We start from the raw sequence: 13,358 nt of genomic DNA on the forward strand, positions 1-13,358 counted from the left end.
ACTTCCCAACAGTTGAATACATGCCGCAAACACGGCGGTTAGCGCTAATACTTCAACAGTCGAGCAGCGGCAATCGCAAACGAACCGCCAACATAGCCGAACAATGACGGCTGCCACCGAATGCCACCGCTCCATTCAGCGACGCATCCGGCCTCATCAGCGACCAGTCACCGCCTCTGCCCCTCCCAGCCGGCCGCGAGGGGCAGGGCCGCCAGCGAGCGAGGCCCCACGCTCCTGACGAACCTCACGCCCCGTCAGGAACGGCACGGTTACCGCGCAACTCCAATACCCCGCATCATCTCGGACCTCGAATCGTCCTCCGCGCGCCTCTACGCTGGCTCGAAGATGGTCGAGGCCGAAGCCCATGCCCAGACCTCCACGATTGTTTTGCGTCGCCACGTCATTCCCACCCACGTCCCGCTGGGGAACATCGGCACAGGAGACGCACACTTTGTCAAGACCAGCGGTGACGGCCACAACGTAGCCGGCAGCGGGATTGGCGTGTTTCATGATGTTCGCGAACAGTTCCCGAATCACCGCACGGATCAGCTCCCCCGTCGCCGCATCCAAGCGATCCAGGCACCACCGGGGATCGGTCACCACCGTTTCGCCGGCTATGCCGAGCGCCGCTGCATCCCGCCGGCATCGGTCAACCAGGCCTCGCACGGAATCCGCCCGTCCCCTCGCCGATACCGCCCCGGCACCCTCCCCTGAACTGACAGACGCCGGACCCTCACGTAGGGAATCATCGCCCGCCCCGACCACACCACCCGTGTCAGCGGAGCCCTCCCGGAGCATCGCAATGACGGCGTGGGTCTGTTCGAGCGCACGACCGGCCGTCGCGCGCATCCGTCGCAGGGAATCGGCCACCGTCGCTCCAGCCTCCGGCGTCCCCAAGAGATGGTCGATGTCCATGATGAGATACGACAATTCGTTGGTCGTCGAATCATGCAGTCTGGCCGCCACGCCCATAGCCTCGGTGCGACGGCGCGCCTCCGCCGCACGTTGCCGTCGGATGCGCCGCCATCTGAGTAGCACCCCCGCCATCACGGGCACGACGAGCGGCATCGCTAACCACGGCATCACCGTCAGCACCCGCCACCACATCGGTCGATCCGGGAACGCGTCTAAGCTGCACAGTTGCACAATCCGCGACGCCATGGCAGCCCCCATCAACGCAATGCCCCACACCGTGCGCCGGTACGACAGCACGACCAACGGCAGGGCAATCACCACGCTCAGGGACATCGACAACCCTACCGGCAACGGGAACGCCACGCACCACGTGACCCCCAGTAGCACGCTGCCCGCCACAGGCCGGGCGATACCCGCCGCCATCGCGGCCAGCAGCACCGCCTCGGCGACGGCTGTACGCCAGTCGAATACCGGCGCGGCGAACAGCTCGATTGCCGAATCGATCGCAGCCAACAACGTGCAGGCGAGCATGACGACACGCAGATCACCGTCGTCCGTGGAACCGCGCACGCGCCCGCTCGCGGGAAGACTCCTTCGTCTGCTCGCGTCACAGCACATGGTACCGGTCACAGTAATCGAGCAGTTCGCGGCGATTCGCCACATTGATCTTGCGCATGGCGCGTTTGACGTGGCTGTACACAGTTTCAACGCCGATACCAAGCCGGTCCGCAATTTGCGTCGTCGATAGTCTGCGGCCGTACAGGCGGAGTATTGACAGCTCCCGTTCTGAGAACGGAGGATGTTCCAGTAAACCGCCATTCCCATTCGCGTCCACGGCCAGACGGTTCGCCTTGCACACATTCGGAAAACCACCATCGCTCGGGTACGTTGATCCGGAGGCAATGGCCCGGATCGCGCGCCACGCATCACGGGCGAAGTCCCGTTTCGGGATCATCCCCTGCGCCCCACACGCCACGATGTCTTCCCGGTAGGCCGACGGATCATACGAGGTGACGATCAATACGGCGATCGGCGATTCGCGATGGCGGAGCCGTGCCGTCAGCTGCACCCCGTCCAGCCCGTCCATGATCAGGTCGGCAATGAGCACGTCCGGTTTGACGACGTCGAACAGGCATCGCTCCAACGCCAGCGCAGGGTTGTCCGTAGACCACAACAACCTATCACCATGCAATGCCCTGCCAATCAACAGCGTCATCATGTCGGCCGAACAGCGGTCGTTGTCCACCACGGCGATACGTAATCCCGAACTACGATCTCGTTCCATACGCCCCCTATCGCATCGCTTTCCGGCATTCGCCCCAACCATACCACTGTGACGTTTCCCGTCACACCGGCTTTCTCGCGCAACCGCGGACCATTAGCGTCGGTAACCACGACCACAAGGTCGCACCCATCAACGAAAGGCACAGTAATCCAATATGCATTGGGTGTATAAGATCGCTTCGATTCTGGCTGTGATTCTCGTCATTGCGACAGGCGGGTTGTATGCGCAAAATTGCGAGGACACCTACCCTTCGGGCCCTAGCCAGTGCATCGGCATTTCCGATGCACACGGCCACACGCTGTCCGACATGTTGAACATAGCGAAAAAGAACCACGTCATGCTTGCCAAGGTCACATCGGAATCCAATGCGGAACGCGGTTTCGAACGACAGATAACGATATTCGGGCCCTCCGATACGTATGCCTCTTTTGTCAAGAAAGCAACATATCCGGATTACGGGTTCAATGCTCACACCGTTGTGCGAAAGGGCGATGACCTTACCAATCCGCTCGGTCGTTGGCTCATCTATGGCCAGGCGGACGATGCGCAGCAAGCCGCCGACGCAATCCACGCCAGGGGATTTGAATTCGTCAACCGCACCGCCATCAGCGCTTCCGAGCGAATCGGGAGCTTCTTCTCGAACAGTATCTCGCAAATCATCTTCGCCGGGATTGTCATGACGTTCATCGCCGCGGCGGTATCCGCGTCGGCCTCGTCCAGAATCAGCGTGGTCCAGGAGTTCCACGGCAGGCGGCACATCAGTGTCATTGCCCGTCAAGGATTGCGGCATATGCTGTTTGCGCTAGGGACCATGCTCATCGGATGGCTGGTGTGGATCGGCATCGGGCTTATCTGTTGGCCGCACGCTTCACCATTCGTTTTTGCCGGCCGAGTGTTCCTAGGCATCATGTCGATAACCACCATGCTCACAATGCTTGCAGCACTTGCGGCCATCATCATTGTCCGACTCGCCGTACCCGGCATCATCGCCCAAATCAATGGAAAGCGCCCATTGCGTTTTCTTATGGTGGCAAGCTGTCTAGCCACTGTAGTGGTGCTGAGTTTGACTATGACCAGCATGAACAACGCCATCACACAACGCGCTAACACTGAGGCAGAGTCAACATCTCTGACGCAGTTACGTACATCACAGCCAGGTTTCCAGCTTTTGCTATGGTTCGTCAGCGATCAGACACAAGCGCAATATATGCCCAAGTGGAATACATTCATTGATCATGCAGCCAATGCCAAACGGATACGGTTCTCCTCGTTCCAAACGGGATGCACATGGATCGATGGCGGGCAGATGCCGAATTCGACATGCATCATCATGGATCCGGACACAGCGGAGCAACAGCATCTCCTTACTCCGTCAGACAGAACACCGGTCACCGTGCTCATGCCTACGGGAGGCACCTATGTCCCCTCATCTGTCAAGACCAATGCACTATTTTCCTATGCATTTGAACAGGAAGTCGCAGCGAGCAACCATCAATCTCTGCCGGACATCACTACACAGGACGTAACCGTCACAACCATGCCCACAAAGGCGACGCCATGGGCGTTCAACGCAACGCCGGAAGACCGTACCACCGGCGTCCCAGTCGTCGTCCTAGACGCGCAATCGCTCAGCGGGAGCACCACGACGGCGATGGCCAGCACTGGCGGCATGACGTTCACTTATCAATCCCGCCGGGCCATCATCGCGGCATTGCGCGACGCCGACACGCTTCCACTGGTATCGTCGGCTATTCGGCCCCGCGACGAGATTGCCAACCAACTGGCCATCGATCAACAAGAGACGATCTTCTTCACCATTGTCGCAGCGATCGCCTTCGCCTGTTCCCTCGGCATCGGCGTCATGCTGGCACTGATCATGTGCACCTTGCGGCGTCAAGTCATGTTCGTCGAATTTATTCACGGTGCCACGTCGCGGCTACGGTACAGCGCCATCGTACTGCTGATGCTGGCTCTTTGCGCGGCGGCGGTGCTGCCGTGTGCGCTGATGCAGCTCAACGTCATCTGTCTGGTGGCGGCCCCAGTCGCCTTCGCCATCACAACGATGGCCACCACCATGGTTTACGATTCACGGCTCCGTGCAGACAGCATCAAGCATCCGTAATGCCGGGCCAGCCGGAGTCGGCATGACCGGACACGTCTGCCCCACGGCAATCCTGCCAATTCACATCACTATATTCCGAAAGAAGCATCACCATGTCAGCAGCATCACAGATTCCCAACAAAACCCTAGCCGTGCGCGGCTTAACCAAACGCATGGGCGAACGGGTCCTGTGGTCCGGTCTCAATCTGGAATTCCTGCCCGGGCAGATGACGGCGCTCACCGGCCAAAGTGGCTGCGGTAAGACCACACTACTCAACGTGCTCGGTCTGCTGGAACGGCCCACCGGCGGGGTCGTCACCTACGGCACACGCGACCTGACCGACGGGAGCCCTCGGACACGGCGGCTCATGCACCGCAACGTCATGGGGTTCATGTTCCAGAACTACGCGTTGGTCGAACAATGGACCGTCGCTCAGAACCTGCAGCTGGCCTTGCGCTGCGTCGGCGTGGCAGCGTCCGAACGACGCCGGCTCATACGACGCGCGCTGCACGTCGTCCATCTGGACGGGTATGACAAGCGGCTCGTGTACACGTTGAGCGGCGGCGAGCAGCAGCGCGTCGCCATCGCGCGGATCGTCATCCGTTCGCCGCGCATCGTGCTGGCCGACGAGCCGACCGCGGCATTGGACGCGGACAACCGGGCCGTGGTCATGCATCACCTACGACGCTTCGCCGACGACGGGGCAATCGTAATCTACACGACGCATAACGAAGAGGACGCCGCGGACGCCGACCGCATCATCAAACTGTAACGGATGTACACCGCCACATCAGCCACCTGTTCTCCGTAGCGGTTTCGTCATTCCGTCGTCCAAACAAGTGAACTGTTGAAAAGATGGCGCGGACGAAGGGTCCAGCGCCACCTTTTTAACAACTGACTACCGTTACGCCGACGGCGTAGCAGCGTCGATCGGTCATCCGTTGCACGACGGACGACCGGAGTCAACCACCCGCCAAACTCACTCGGCGGCGAGCTTGGCTTTCTCGGCGGCCAGGCGCTGGGCCTCGGCCTCACGGCGGGCGGCCAGCTCGGACTCGAAGCGCGCCAGCTCCTCCTCGACGGCCTCCTTCGGGATCTTCGCGAAGATCGGCGTGGGCTTGGCCACCGGGGTGCCGGGAACGATCGGCTCGCTGGCCCACGGGCGCACGGTCTCACCGAGCTTGTAGTCGCCGGTGATGATCGGATAGGTGAAGCCGGGCTTGTCCAGATCCTCGACCTCCTCGATGCGCGGCAGCGGCGAGAACACGCCCGTGCCGCCCAGCGCCTCCCACACCTTCTGCGCGGAGTGCGGCAGGAACGGGGCCAGCAGGTGGTTCGCGTCGGACACAGCCTGCGCGGCCACGTGCAGCACGGTGCCCAGTCGCGCCGGGTCGTCCTTGATCTTCCATGGTTCGGTGGCGGAGATGTACTTGTTGATGTCGCCGACCACGCGCATCGCCTCGGTCAGCGCGTTCTTCTGGCGGTGGCGTTCGATCAGGTCGCCGACCGTGGCGAACGCGGTCCGGGTCTCCTCCAGCAGGGCACGGTCCTCGTCGGTCATCTTCGATTCGTCCAGCGCAGGGATCTCGCCGAAGTTCTTGTGCATGAGGTTGGCCACGCGGTTGACCAAGTTGCCCCAGCTGGCGGCCAGCTCCTCGTTGTTGTGGCGCACGAACTCGCTCCAGGTGAAGTCCGCGTCGGAGGTCTCCGGACCGGCCACCGAGATGTAGTAGCGCACGGCGTCCACGGGGTAGCGCGCCAGGATATCCTTCACGTAGATCACGATGCCGCGCGAGGAGCTGAACTTGCGCCCCTCCATCGTCATGAACTCGCTGGCCACCACCTGTTCGGGCATGTTGAGCGGACCGAGCTTGCCGGCCTCGCCGCCCTTGGAGCCGGCACCGTTGTAGCCGAGCATCTCGGAGGGCCAGATCTGCGAGTGGAAGGTGATGTTGTCCTTGCCCATGAAGTAGTAGCCGGGCGTGGAGGGGTCACACCACCACTTGCGCCAGTCCTCCGGGGTCTCGCCGAAGCGGCGGGCCCATTCGATCGAGGCCGACAGGTAGCCGATCACCGCGTCGAACCACACGTACAGGCGCTTGTTCGGGTTGTCGATCCAGCCATCCACCGGCACCGGGATGCCCCAGTCGATGTCGCGTGTGATGGCGCGGGGCTTGACCTCCTTGAACAGGCCGATCGAGAAGTTGATGACGTTGGTGCGCCAGTCGGTGCGGGTCTTGAGCCACGCCAGGTTCGCCTCGGCGAGCGCCGGCAGGTCCAGGAAGAAGTGCTCGGTCTCCTCGAAGCGCGGGGTCTCGCCGTTGATCTTCGAGACCGGGTTGATCAGCTCGTCCGGATCCAGCTCGTTGCCGCAAGCGTCGCACTGGTCGCCGCGCGCGCCGTCGGTGTGGCAGATCGGGCATTCGCCCTCGATGTAGCGGTCGGGCAGCGTGCGCCCGGTGGAGGGGCTGATCGCCACCTTCTGGGTGCCCTTATAGATGTATCCGTTCTTCAGGCACTGCTTGAACAGCTCCTGCACCACCCGTTCGTGGTTGCCGGTGGTGGTGCGGGTGAACAGGTCGTAGCTCAGGCCCAGGTCACACAGGTCCTTGGCGATCACGCGATTGTACCGGTTCGCCAGCTCCTGGGCGCTCAGCCCCTCCTTCTCCGCTTCCACCAGGATCGGGGTGCCGTGCTCGTCGGTGCCGGACACCATCAGCACGTCATTGCCCTTCATACGCTCATAGCGCGCATACACGTCCGAGGGGACGCCGAATCCGGCCACATGGCCGATATGGCGGGGGCCGTTCGCATACGGCCAGGCAACATTCACCAGTACATGAGTCATAGCCCCGATTATCAGGCTCAGCGCGGACAGTTCGTCAACCCCGACTTACGCACCATACAGCGCGGTCCACCGGCGATTATCCACATATCCACAACTTTCCCTCCGGCGCTGGCACCGACCACTGCCGACGCGTACCGTCGAACCATGGATACGACATCACCAACCACGGCAGCCATGTTCCCGCTGCTCCGCGACGACGCGCTTCCGGGCCCCATGAGCATGCATCGACTCGCCGAGATCGGCGCGATCCACCAGCTCGACGACGACAGCGCCTACCTGTCCGAGGACGCGGAGACGCTGTTCGGCAGGGCCAACATCACCAACATCCTCAAGCCGTTCAATACGGTGTCCTGCGCCGTCAGCGCCGCGTGGGTCTGGCTGGGCGGTCGCTTCCCCGACACCATCGACGTCATCTCCACCTCGCATTACCGCGCCCCGATACGCGGACGACGGGTCCGGGTGTTCAACCGCAAGGCCCCGCGCGACCACATCGCCACCATAGGCTCGCTGCAGGTCACCACGCCGGCGCGGACGGCATGCGATCTGGCGCTGCTCCCCGCCACCGAGCACCCCGGCAGGGAAGCCGCCGCCATGATCTACGCCATGATGGATTCCGGACGCTGCAAACCACGCGACTGCCTGGACATCCTCGACGAGAACCGCTACTGGGCCAACGCCCCTCGCGCCCGCACATTCTTCGAATATCTCGCACCCTGTTTCTAACTACGCCCGACCACCCCCGACCGCATACAGCACCGAAGCCCCCCATGACCGCCCGACTTGCACGACTACAGACGCACACGCAGCAGCGCAGCGCATCTACGACACAAGAACGGCTGCACGCCCTCACACTGCAGCGCATCCGACAGGCAACGGCCGCGGTTCCCCCGCCGCCGTTGCAGCCCACGCCGGCCATCGCCTGCGCACCGGACACGCCGGTTGAGACCTTGTGGGCCATAGCCCGCAGCCATCCGGAGCTGCGACGTTGGATTGTGGCCAACCCCAATGCCGACGCCGATCTCCTGGAATACATCTCGCAGCAAGGCGGCCCCCATGTCAGGCGCTCACTGGATATCCTGCTCGCCTCGCTCGCATGAGACCTGAGCCCGGTCCCGTCACGACTTCATCGCCAGCACCGCGGCATACACCTGCTTGCGGTTCGCCAAGGAGCCGTCCGGCAGCGGATGCTCCTCCACCACCTGCATGATGGCGTCCTTGATGCGCAGCCCGTCCTCCAGCGCGCGGTCGACCGCCAACACCGCCAAATCCGCCACCGACAGCGACGCCGGAGCGGCGGCCTGCACGTCCGTCTCGGATGCGCCACCCACCACCAGCACCATCTCCCCGCGAGGCGGGTCATCGACCACGCTCTGCCGAATCTCGCCGATCGTGCCGCGCCGCACCTGCTCGTATTCCTTCGTCAGCTCGCGGCACAGCGCCATCGGACGGTCCGGTCCGAACGCCTCCAGCAGGTCCGCCATCGACTCGTCGATGCGGTGCAACGTCTCATAGAACACCATCGTGCGGCGTTCCGCGCGCATCGTGCGCAGGTACTGCATCCGCTCCGAGTGCTTCCGCGGCAGGAATCCCTCATAGCAGAACCGGTCGGTCGGCAGGCCGGACAATGCGAGCGCGTCCAGGACCGCGGAGGGGCCGGGCGCGCAGGTCACCGGCAGACCGCGCTCGATGGCCCGGCGCACCACCGCCAGACCGGGGTCGTTGATCGTCGGCATGCCCGCATCGGAGACGACGAGCACCGTGGCGCCGGATTCCACCCGGTCGAGCAGGCCGTCGGCTTTCTCGCGTTCGTTGTGGTCGTGGTAGGCGACGACATGGCCGCCGACGTGCACGCCGAGACGGTTGGCGAGCGCGTACAGCCGTCGCGTGTCCTCGGCGGCGACGATGTCGGCGTGCTCCAGCAGGGCGATCAGACGCGCGGAGGCGTCGCCGTCGTTGCCGATCGGCGTGGCGGCCAGCACCACGGTGCCCCGGGGAATGGCAATCGCACGCGTCGCGGTGCGTTCCGACGACCGGGAGTCGCCAACGTCGGCCGCGGAATCGTCAGTACCGGTTATGGCAGTCGTATGGTCCATGGCTGCGGCCGAGTCGTCGGAACCGTCGGGGGTCATCGCATATGTCAGGTGCTGCACGTCTTCCATACCATCCAGTATCCCGCAACCGGTCGATGCGCCGGCCCGCGGTCGTTGCTCGACGTGAGCTAGTTCAGGCGTTTCAACAGGTCGGCGAGTGTGGTTTGTGCGAGACGGTGTTCCAACGCCGCCTGGGCGTCGGCCAGCTCTCCGTCCAGCACCTCGTGGATATGGCCGCCGACCGGACAGTCCGGGTTGGGATGGGTGTGGAAGTCGAACAGGTTGCCGCCATCCAGCGAATCGACGGCACGGAACACATCGAGCATGGTGATATCCGCGGGATCCTTGGCCAGTGACGCGCCGCCCACGCCGGCTTCCACGGTGACGAGGTCGGCGTGCCGTTCGTCATCTTCACCGTATTCACCGACCGCGATGAGGAGCTCTATCATGACCTGCTTGACCGTTGACCCAACCTCGACGTCACCCTTCGAAGCGGCACCTGCGGCGAGGAACGAGATCCCGTCCGATCCCGCATTCGCCGCCGCACGCGACGCGCTGCGCCGCGCCGACCACATCCTGATCGGCGCCGGCGCGGTGCTGTCGACCGCAGCGGGACTCGCCTACAACGGCCCCAGGTTTAAGCGTCTGTTCGCCGCGTTCATCGAGCGATACGGCATGACGGACATGTACTCCGCGGGCTTCTACCCGTTCCGCACACTCGCCGACTATTGAGCGTACTGGTCGCTGCAAATCGCCGTCAACCGGTACGACGCCCAGGCGACGGCGCTCTACCGCACCATCGCCGATTGGACCGCACAGCGCGATACGTTCGTCATCGTGGTCATCGAGGTCGCTTTCCTGGCGATCTTCTTCTTCGTGCCGTTCGTGCGCGTGTTGGCCGTCATCTTCGGTTTCTCCTGGATCACCTATGCCAAGTCGCTGGTGTTCCTCAAGGCGTTCGACAAATTCTCCGACCCGGCCAAGGCCATGGAGCAGCCCACCTACGTCAACAGCAGCGCCTCGTTGTAACGGGCGCAACCGCAGACTTCATCTCCCTCCTTCCTCTGGGGCTCCCGGACGTTCAACCGGGAGCCCCGCCTTATTTCGCACCGCCACACCCGGCCACGCCGCCTTGCCTGGACTGCGATGCATTTCTTACTCCTCCCCTATCTTCACAATCCAATCCCACGATTTATCGGGAATAGTTCACGGTCACAATAGATCCAAGTCCGAGGGACGACGCCACGACGCTGCGGATTTGCATTTGGGCAGGGGTAGCACTATAGTTGCCGATGTTGTCCTGCGGAGCAAGACAACATCCACGGGGCTGTAGCTCAGTTGGTAGAGCGCTTCGTTCGCATCGAAGAGGTCGTGGTTTCGATTACCATCAGCTCCACGAGGACCCTCCGGATTCCACCCCGGAGGGTTTTCTTTTTCCACATGCCCACCGCAATCCTCCCCTCAGGCAGAAGCCGGATGTATCGCTACTCACATATTCGCAATATTGACACGACTGAAGAGTTCAAGTACACGTATAGGTACGCGACGAACATCAGGAAACGGCCGTCTTCCGCAGCCTTCTACACAGGTTCCGCCGTTCGGCTGTTTCTTGGCATGCACGCGCCACCGCATATCTGCCGCATAGCGGTATCGCTGGGTTCACAATCGCGTCGAGTTGACGAATTCAACCAACGGAGACAAATCCGATGACCAGAACAGGAACGCGCCCGCATCTTGTGCGGAGACGAGATTAGCCGTCTTGAAACAGTCCTGAAGGACGGCACCGGACACACATTGCTCCCCGAATGCGGCACGCCATTTGAATACCTTGTCCACCGCCTCGTGATTCAACCGTTTGAACGAGTTGACCTCGCTGTTCGACACCTTGCATTCAAGGCACATGATGCGACCGTCGAAAAGGCCGAGCACGATGTCCGCCTTGGTCCCCGCCACCTTCGTCTCCCGCTCGAACACTTGCCCGCGTGCGGGCCCATCGGCAGACAGACGGAAATCATGTCCTTCGACAGGACTCATGCCGCATTCCGACACCAATGTCTCCCTGACGATGTTTTCCTGCGCCTTGCTTGATCCGCCGCGCATATACGTTTTCGTCTTCTGATCGGCCACCAGTGCCGCGATCGCGACGCAAGCGGCATGACGCTGCTCGTCGGTCGGTTCCATGCCGGAAGCCACCCAAGGGAACACATCCGTGTTGATGTTCCTTGCGAGATAGTCGAGTGCGGCCTCCGCCAGCTCACCATCCCTAAATCGGCTTGCGCTGGAGGTCCCCGCACCGGACAGGTTCTTGAAATCGTCCTCGCTGACGGTCGGCCGGTCCGTGTTGCGCAACGTCAGCAGAAGACCGTCAATCAGAAGACTTTGACCTTGTTCCTTCAGCAGGAGCAGATCGTTCGTACGGGCAAGAACATCGGAAACGGCGGCATACGCCTCACTGAAACACGCGTGATAATACCCGCCTAATCGGGCCTCTTCTACGCTACGGTCCGAAGGCCGTGTTGTCGCACGCGGGGCTGGCGGTGTCTCGGCGGAAAACGCATGTTATGGTCGCAGCCGATGAGACTTGATGGGCGGAAAAACCCGTAGGAACGGCCTATATGGGCATATAGGAACTGAACGTGTTTGCCTAATATTGGGTTGAACTTGAGACGGTAGGCGTGACACGGTGGTTTTGACGCAGAGGGCCGGTGTCCGAAGACACCGGCCCAACGCCTGTCATACAAGCGGCATACCGAAAGATGCCGACCGGTTTCAGCCATCCCCGAACATCGTGCATGCCCACCTGATTTGGGGAAGTTAGCGGCGCCTCAGCCAACAGCGCCATTCTAGTGGATACGATTGCGCATGTTGATAGCACGGCTTGCGGTGGAGCAATTCCATCGCAAGCATTATTCACGCTAACCTTTGGGATGCGATGTCTTGACATCGAACAAGTCAGTTCCGCCGACACTGGCCACAAGAACGGCGAATATAACGGCCTTGACAATCAGACCGGCAATTCCCCTGACCGTAAACAATGCGCCGCCATATTGCATGAATTCGACGAGAGCAAGCAGCACAATGAAAACCAGCGTCGAGATGCCCACACGAATCCAAGTGCGAGGCGTCTTCCGATTCGGAATCCGCCCATCCCCGCGGTTCTCTCGAACCATCATCATCGCCTTCTTTTTCGTGTACATGGAGAATTAAGTCTTAACTCCCACAGGAGATTATAGGTGCCGAAGAATCCCCGTCAACAACGGAATCCGGAGATTCTTCGCCCCAATCCCACGCCTCGCTAGACGTTTGCAGTCGAGGGAATCATAGGACACCGTTGAACTTCTAGCAAATGCGTCGAGCTCGACTTAGATGAGAACTTGTCAATAAGGTCTTCATAACTCTCATTAACTCTCAGCATGCGACGCGACTCACCGCGTGGCGAGCCGCCTGCGCACGATCACGTCCAGTGCGGCGGCGTCGATGCCGTCGTAGGAGTCGATGGACAGGAACTGGCCCAGGCCGGAGGTATCGGTGCGAATCCAGCCGGTCTGCGCGATGACGGTGGCGCCGGACGCCACGCCGGAACGCAGGCCCGAGGATGAATCCTCGAACACCACGCAACGCGGCATATCGTCGGCGCTCAGTCCCAGACGGCTGGCGGCCTCCAGATACGGCGCGGGATCGGGCTTATGCGCCACGGGGTCGTCGCCGCACACGTACCCGGCGAACAGCCCCTCCGACTGGCGTATGACGTTCTCCACAATCGGCCTGGGCGAGGTGGATACCAGCATCGACGGCACGCCAGCATCCTTCAGCGCATGCAGCACGTCCAGCACGCCGTCGATCCACGGCAGACCCTTCAATTCGGATTCGTAGACGTACCGTTTGAGCTGCACGTCAATCTGTTCGACGGACAGCGTGCATCCCTTGGCGATCATGCGGCGGGCCACGTCGGGAACGGGCGTGCCGGAACCGGCCCAGCCGTCGTCCTCGTTCCATTCACCGCCGTTGGCGTGGGCGATCTCGATCTCACCCTGATGCCACAGCGGCTCCGAATCGATCAGGGTGCCATCCAGATCCCAGAATACGGCCTTCAGCTCCATCATTGCCCTCCGATGTTC

The 13,358-nt window shown here is 61.9% G+C and carries 14 protein-coding genes and 1 tRNA gene; 7 read left to right on the plus strand and 8 right to left on the minus strand.

Annotated elements, in window-relative coordinates:
• Positions 1-156 precede the first annotated feature (156 nt).
• Complete coding sequence (locus BIGA_RS07220; protein ID WP_051917159.1) at positions 157-1,485, minus strand: sensor histidine kinase; 1,329 nt, start codon at positions 1,483-1,485, stop codon at positions 157-159.
• A gap of 37 nt (positions 1,486-1,522) precedes the next feature.
• Complete coding sequence (locus tag BIGA_RS07225) at positions 1,523-2,200, minus strand: response regulator transcription factor (RefSeq protein WP_033507045.1); 678 nt, start codon at positions 2,198-2,200, stop codon at positions 1,523-1,525.
• A gap of 154 nt (positions 2,201-2,354) precedes the next feature.
• Between BIGA_RS07225 and BIGA_RS07230 the strand changes: the two genes are divergently transcribed.
• Positions 2,355-4,322, plus strand: a complete 1,968-nt coding sequence (locus BIGA_RS07230) for a hypothetical protein (protein WP_033507044.1) — start codon at positions 2,355-2,357, stop codon at positions 4,320-4,322.
• A gap of 152 nt (positions 4,323-4,474) precedes the next feature.
• Positions 4,475-5,074 carry an ATP-binding cassette domain-containing protein gene (locus tag BIGA_RS07235; protein WP_237744080.1) on the plus strand — a complete coding sequence of 200 codons (600 nt, stop codon included), beginning with the start codon at positions 4,475-4,477 and terminating at the stop codon, positions 5,072-5,074.
• 207 nt (positions 5,075-5,281) lie between these two features.
• On the opposite strand, the gene metG is transcribed toward BIGA_RS07235, so the two are convergent.
• On the minus strand, positions 5,282-7,150 hold the full coding sequence (gene metG / locus BIGA_RS07240; protein WP_033507040.1) for a methionine--tRNA ligase: 1,869 nt from the start codon (positions 7,148-7,150) through the stop codon (positions 5,282-5,284).
• A gap of 144 nt (positions 7,151-7,294) precedes the next feature.
• Here metG and BIGA_RS07245 point away from each other — a divergent pair, with 144 nt between their 5' ends.
• Both BIGA_RS07245 and BIGA_RS07250 read left to right on the plus strand, forming a co-directional pair.
• Positions 7,295-7,873: a hypothetical protein gene (locus BIGA_RS07245; protein ID WP_033507038.1), complete on the plus strand. Its 579-nt coding sequence runs from the start codon at positions 7,295-7,297 to the stop codon at positions 7,871-7,873.
• A gap of 44 nt (positions 7,874-7,917) precedes the next feature.
• Complete coding sequence (locus BIGA_RS07250) at positions 7,918-8,247, plus strand: variant leucine-rich repeat-containing protein (RefSeq protein ID WP_237744081.1); 330 nt, start codon at positions 7,918-7,920, stop codon at positions 8,245-8,247.
• Between the two features lie 18 nt (positions 8,248-8,265).
• Here BIGA_RS07250 and rsmI read toward each other — a convergent pair whose 3' ends face one another.
• Both rsmI and BIGA_RS07260 read right to left on the minus strand, forming a co-directional pair.
• Positions 8,266-9,309 carry a 16S rRNA (cytidine(1402)-2'-O)-methyltransferase gene (gene rsmI / locus BIGA_RS07255; RefSeq protein WP_394295745.1) on the minus strand — a complete coding sequence of 348 codons (1,044 nt, stop codon included), beginning with the start codon at positions 9,307-9,309 and terminating at the stop codon, positions 8,266-8,268.
• Between the two features lie 59 nt (positions 9,310-9,368).
• Positions 9,369-9,689 carry an Rrf2 family transcriptional regulator gene (locus tag BIGA_RS07260; protein ID WP_051917160.1) on the minus strand — a complete coding sequence of 107 codons (321 nt, stop codon included), beginning with the start codon at positions 9,687-9,689 and terminating at the stop codon, positions 9,369-9,371.
• Here BIGA_RS07260 and BIGA_RS09540 point away from each other — a divergent pair.
• The 3 genes from BIGA_RS09540 (at position 9,688) to BIGA_RS07270 (ending at position 10,636) form a co-directional block, all read left to right on the plus strand.
• Positions 9,688-9,972, plus strand: coding sequence for a hypothetical protein (locus BIGA_RS09540; RefSeq protein ID WP_051917161.1), 285 nt, complete (start codon positions 9,688-9,690; stop codon positions 9,970-9,972). The genes BIGA_RS07260 and BIGA_RS09540 overlap by 2 nt on opposite strands.
• A gap of 105 nt (positions 9,973-10,077) precedes the next feature.
• Positions 10,078-10,269 carry a hypothetical protein gene (locus BIGA_RS07265; protein WP_033507037.1) on the plus strand — a complete coding sequence of 64 codons (192 nt, stop codon included), beginning with the start codon at positions 10,078-10,080 and terminating at the stop codon, positions 10,267-10,269.
• Positions 10,270-10,563: 294 nt separating this feature from the next.
• A tRNA-Ala gene (locus tag BIGA_RS07270) sits at positions 10,564-10,636 on the plus strand.
• Between the two features lie 263 nt (positions 10,637-10,899).
• Here the strand turns inward: BIGA_RS07270 and BIGA_RS07275 are convergent.
• The 3 genes from BIGA_RS07275 to BIGA_RS07285 form a co-directional block, all read right to left on the minus strand.
• Positions 10,900-11,589 carry a XamI family restriction endonuclease gene (locus BIGA_RS07275; protein WP_051917162.1) on the minus strand — a complete coding sequence of 230 codons (690 nt, stop codon included), beginning with the start codon at positions 11,587-11,589 and terminating at the stop codon, positions 10,900-10,902.
• Between the two features lie 566 nt (positions 11,590-12,155).
• Positions 12,156-12,437 carry a hypothetical protein gene (locus BIGA_RS07280; RefSeq protein WP_034259831.1) on the minus strand — a complete coding sequence of 94 codons (282 nt, stop codon included), beginning with the start codon at positions 12,435-12,437 and terminating at the stop codon, positions 12,156-12,158.
• A gap of 228 nt (positions 12,438-12,665) precedes the next feature.
• Positions 12,666-13,340: an HAD family hydrolase gene (locus BIGA_RS07285; protein WP_033507106.1), complete on the minus strand. Its 675-nt coding sequence runs from the start codon at positions 13,338-13,340 to the stop codon at positions 12,666-12,668.
• Between the last annotated feature and the right edge of the window lie 18 nt (positions 13,341-13,358).

The organism is Bifidobacterium pullorum subsp. gallinarum (assembly GCF_000741215.1).
In the GTDB taxonomy this organism is placed as follows: domain Bacteria; phylum Actinomycetota; class Actinomycetes; order Actinomycetales; family Bifidobacteriaceae; genus Bifidobacterium; species Bifidobacterium pullorum_B.

Bases quoted from the DNA above. Each gene is read 5' to 3' on its own strand.
- metG (WP_033507040.1), bottom strand. From the start codon at position 7,150: ATGACTCATGTACTGGTGAATGTTGCCTGGCCGTATGCGAACGGCCCC.
- BIGA_RS07250 (WP_237744081.1), top strand. From the start codon at position 7,918: ATGACCGCCCGACTTGCACGACTACAGACGCACACGCAGCAGCGCAGC.
- BIGA_RS07225 (WP_033507045.1), bottom strand. From the start codon at position 2,200: ATGGAACGAGATCGTAGTTCGGGATTACGTATCGCCGTGGTGGACAAC.
- rsmI (WP_394295745.1), bottom strand. From the start codon at position 9,309: ATGGAAGACGTGCAGCACCTGACATATGCGATGACCCCCGACGGTTCC.
- BIGA_RS07235 (WP_237744080.1), top strand. From the start codon at position 4,475: ATGGGCGAACGGGTCCTGTGGTCCGGTCTCAATCTGGAATTCCTGCCC.
- BIGA_RS07280 (WP_034259831.1), bottom strand. From the start codon at position 12,437: ATGTACACGAAAAAGAAGGCGATGATGATGGTTCGAGAGAACCGCGGG.
- BIGA_RS07285 (WP_033507106.1), bottom strand. From the start codon at position 13,340: ATGGAGCTGAAGGCCGTATTCTGGGATCTGGATGGCACCCTGATCGAT.
- BIGA_RS07245 (WP_033507038.1), top strand. From the start codon at position 7,295: ATGGATACGACATCACCAACCACGGCAGCCATGTTCCCGCTGCTCCGC.
- BIGA_RS09540 (WP_051917161.1), top strand. From the start codon at position 9,688: ATGACCTGCTTGACCGTTGACCCAACCTCGACGTCACCCTTCGAAGCG.
- BIGA_RS07260 (WP_051917160.1), bottom strand. From the start codon at position 9,689: ATGATAGAGCTCCTCATCGCGGTCGGTGAATACGGTGAAGATGACGAA.
- BIGA_RS07230 (WP_033507044.1), top strand. From the start codon at position 2,355: ATGCATTGGGTGTATAAGATCGCTTCGATTCTGGCTGTGATTCTCGTC.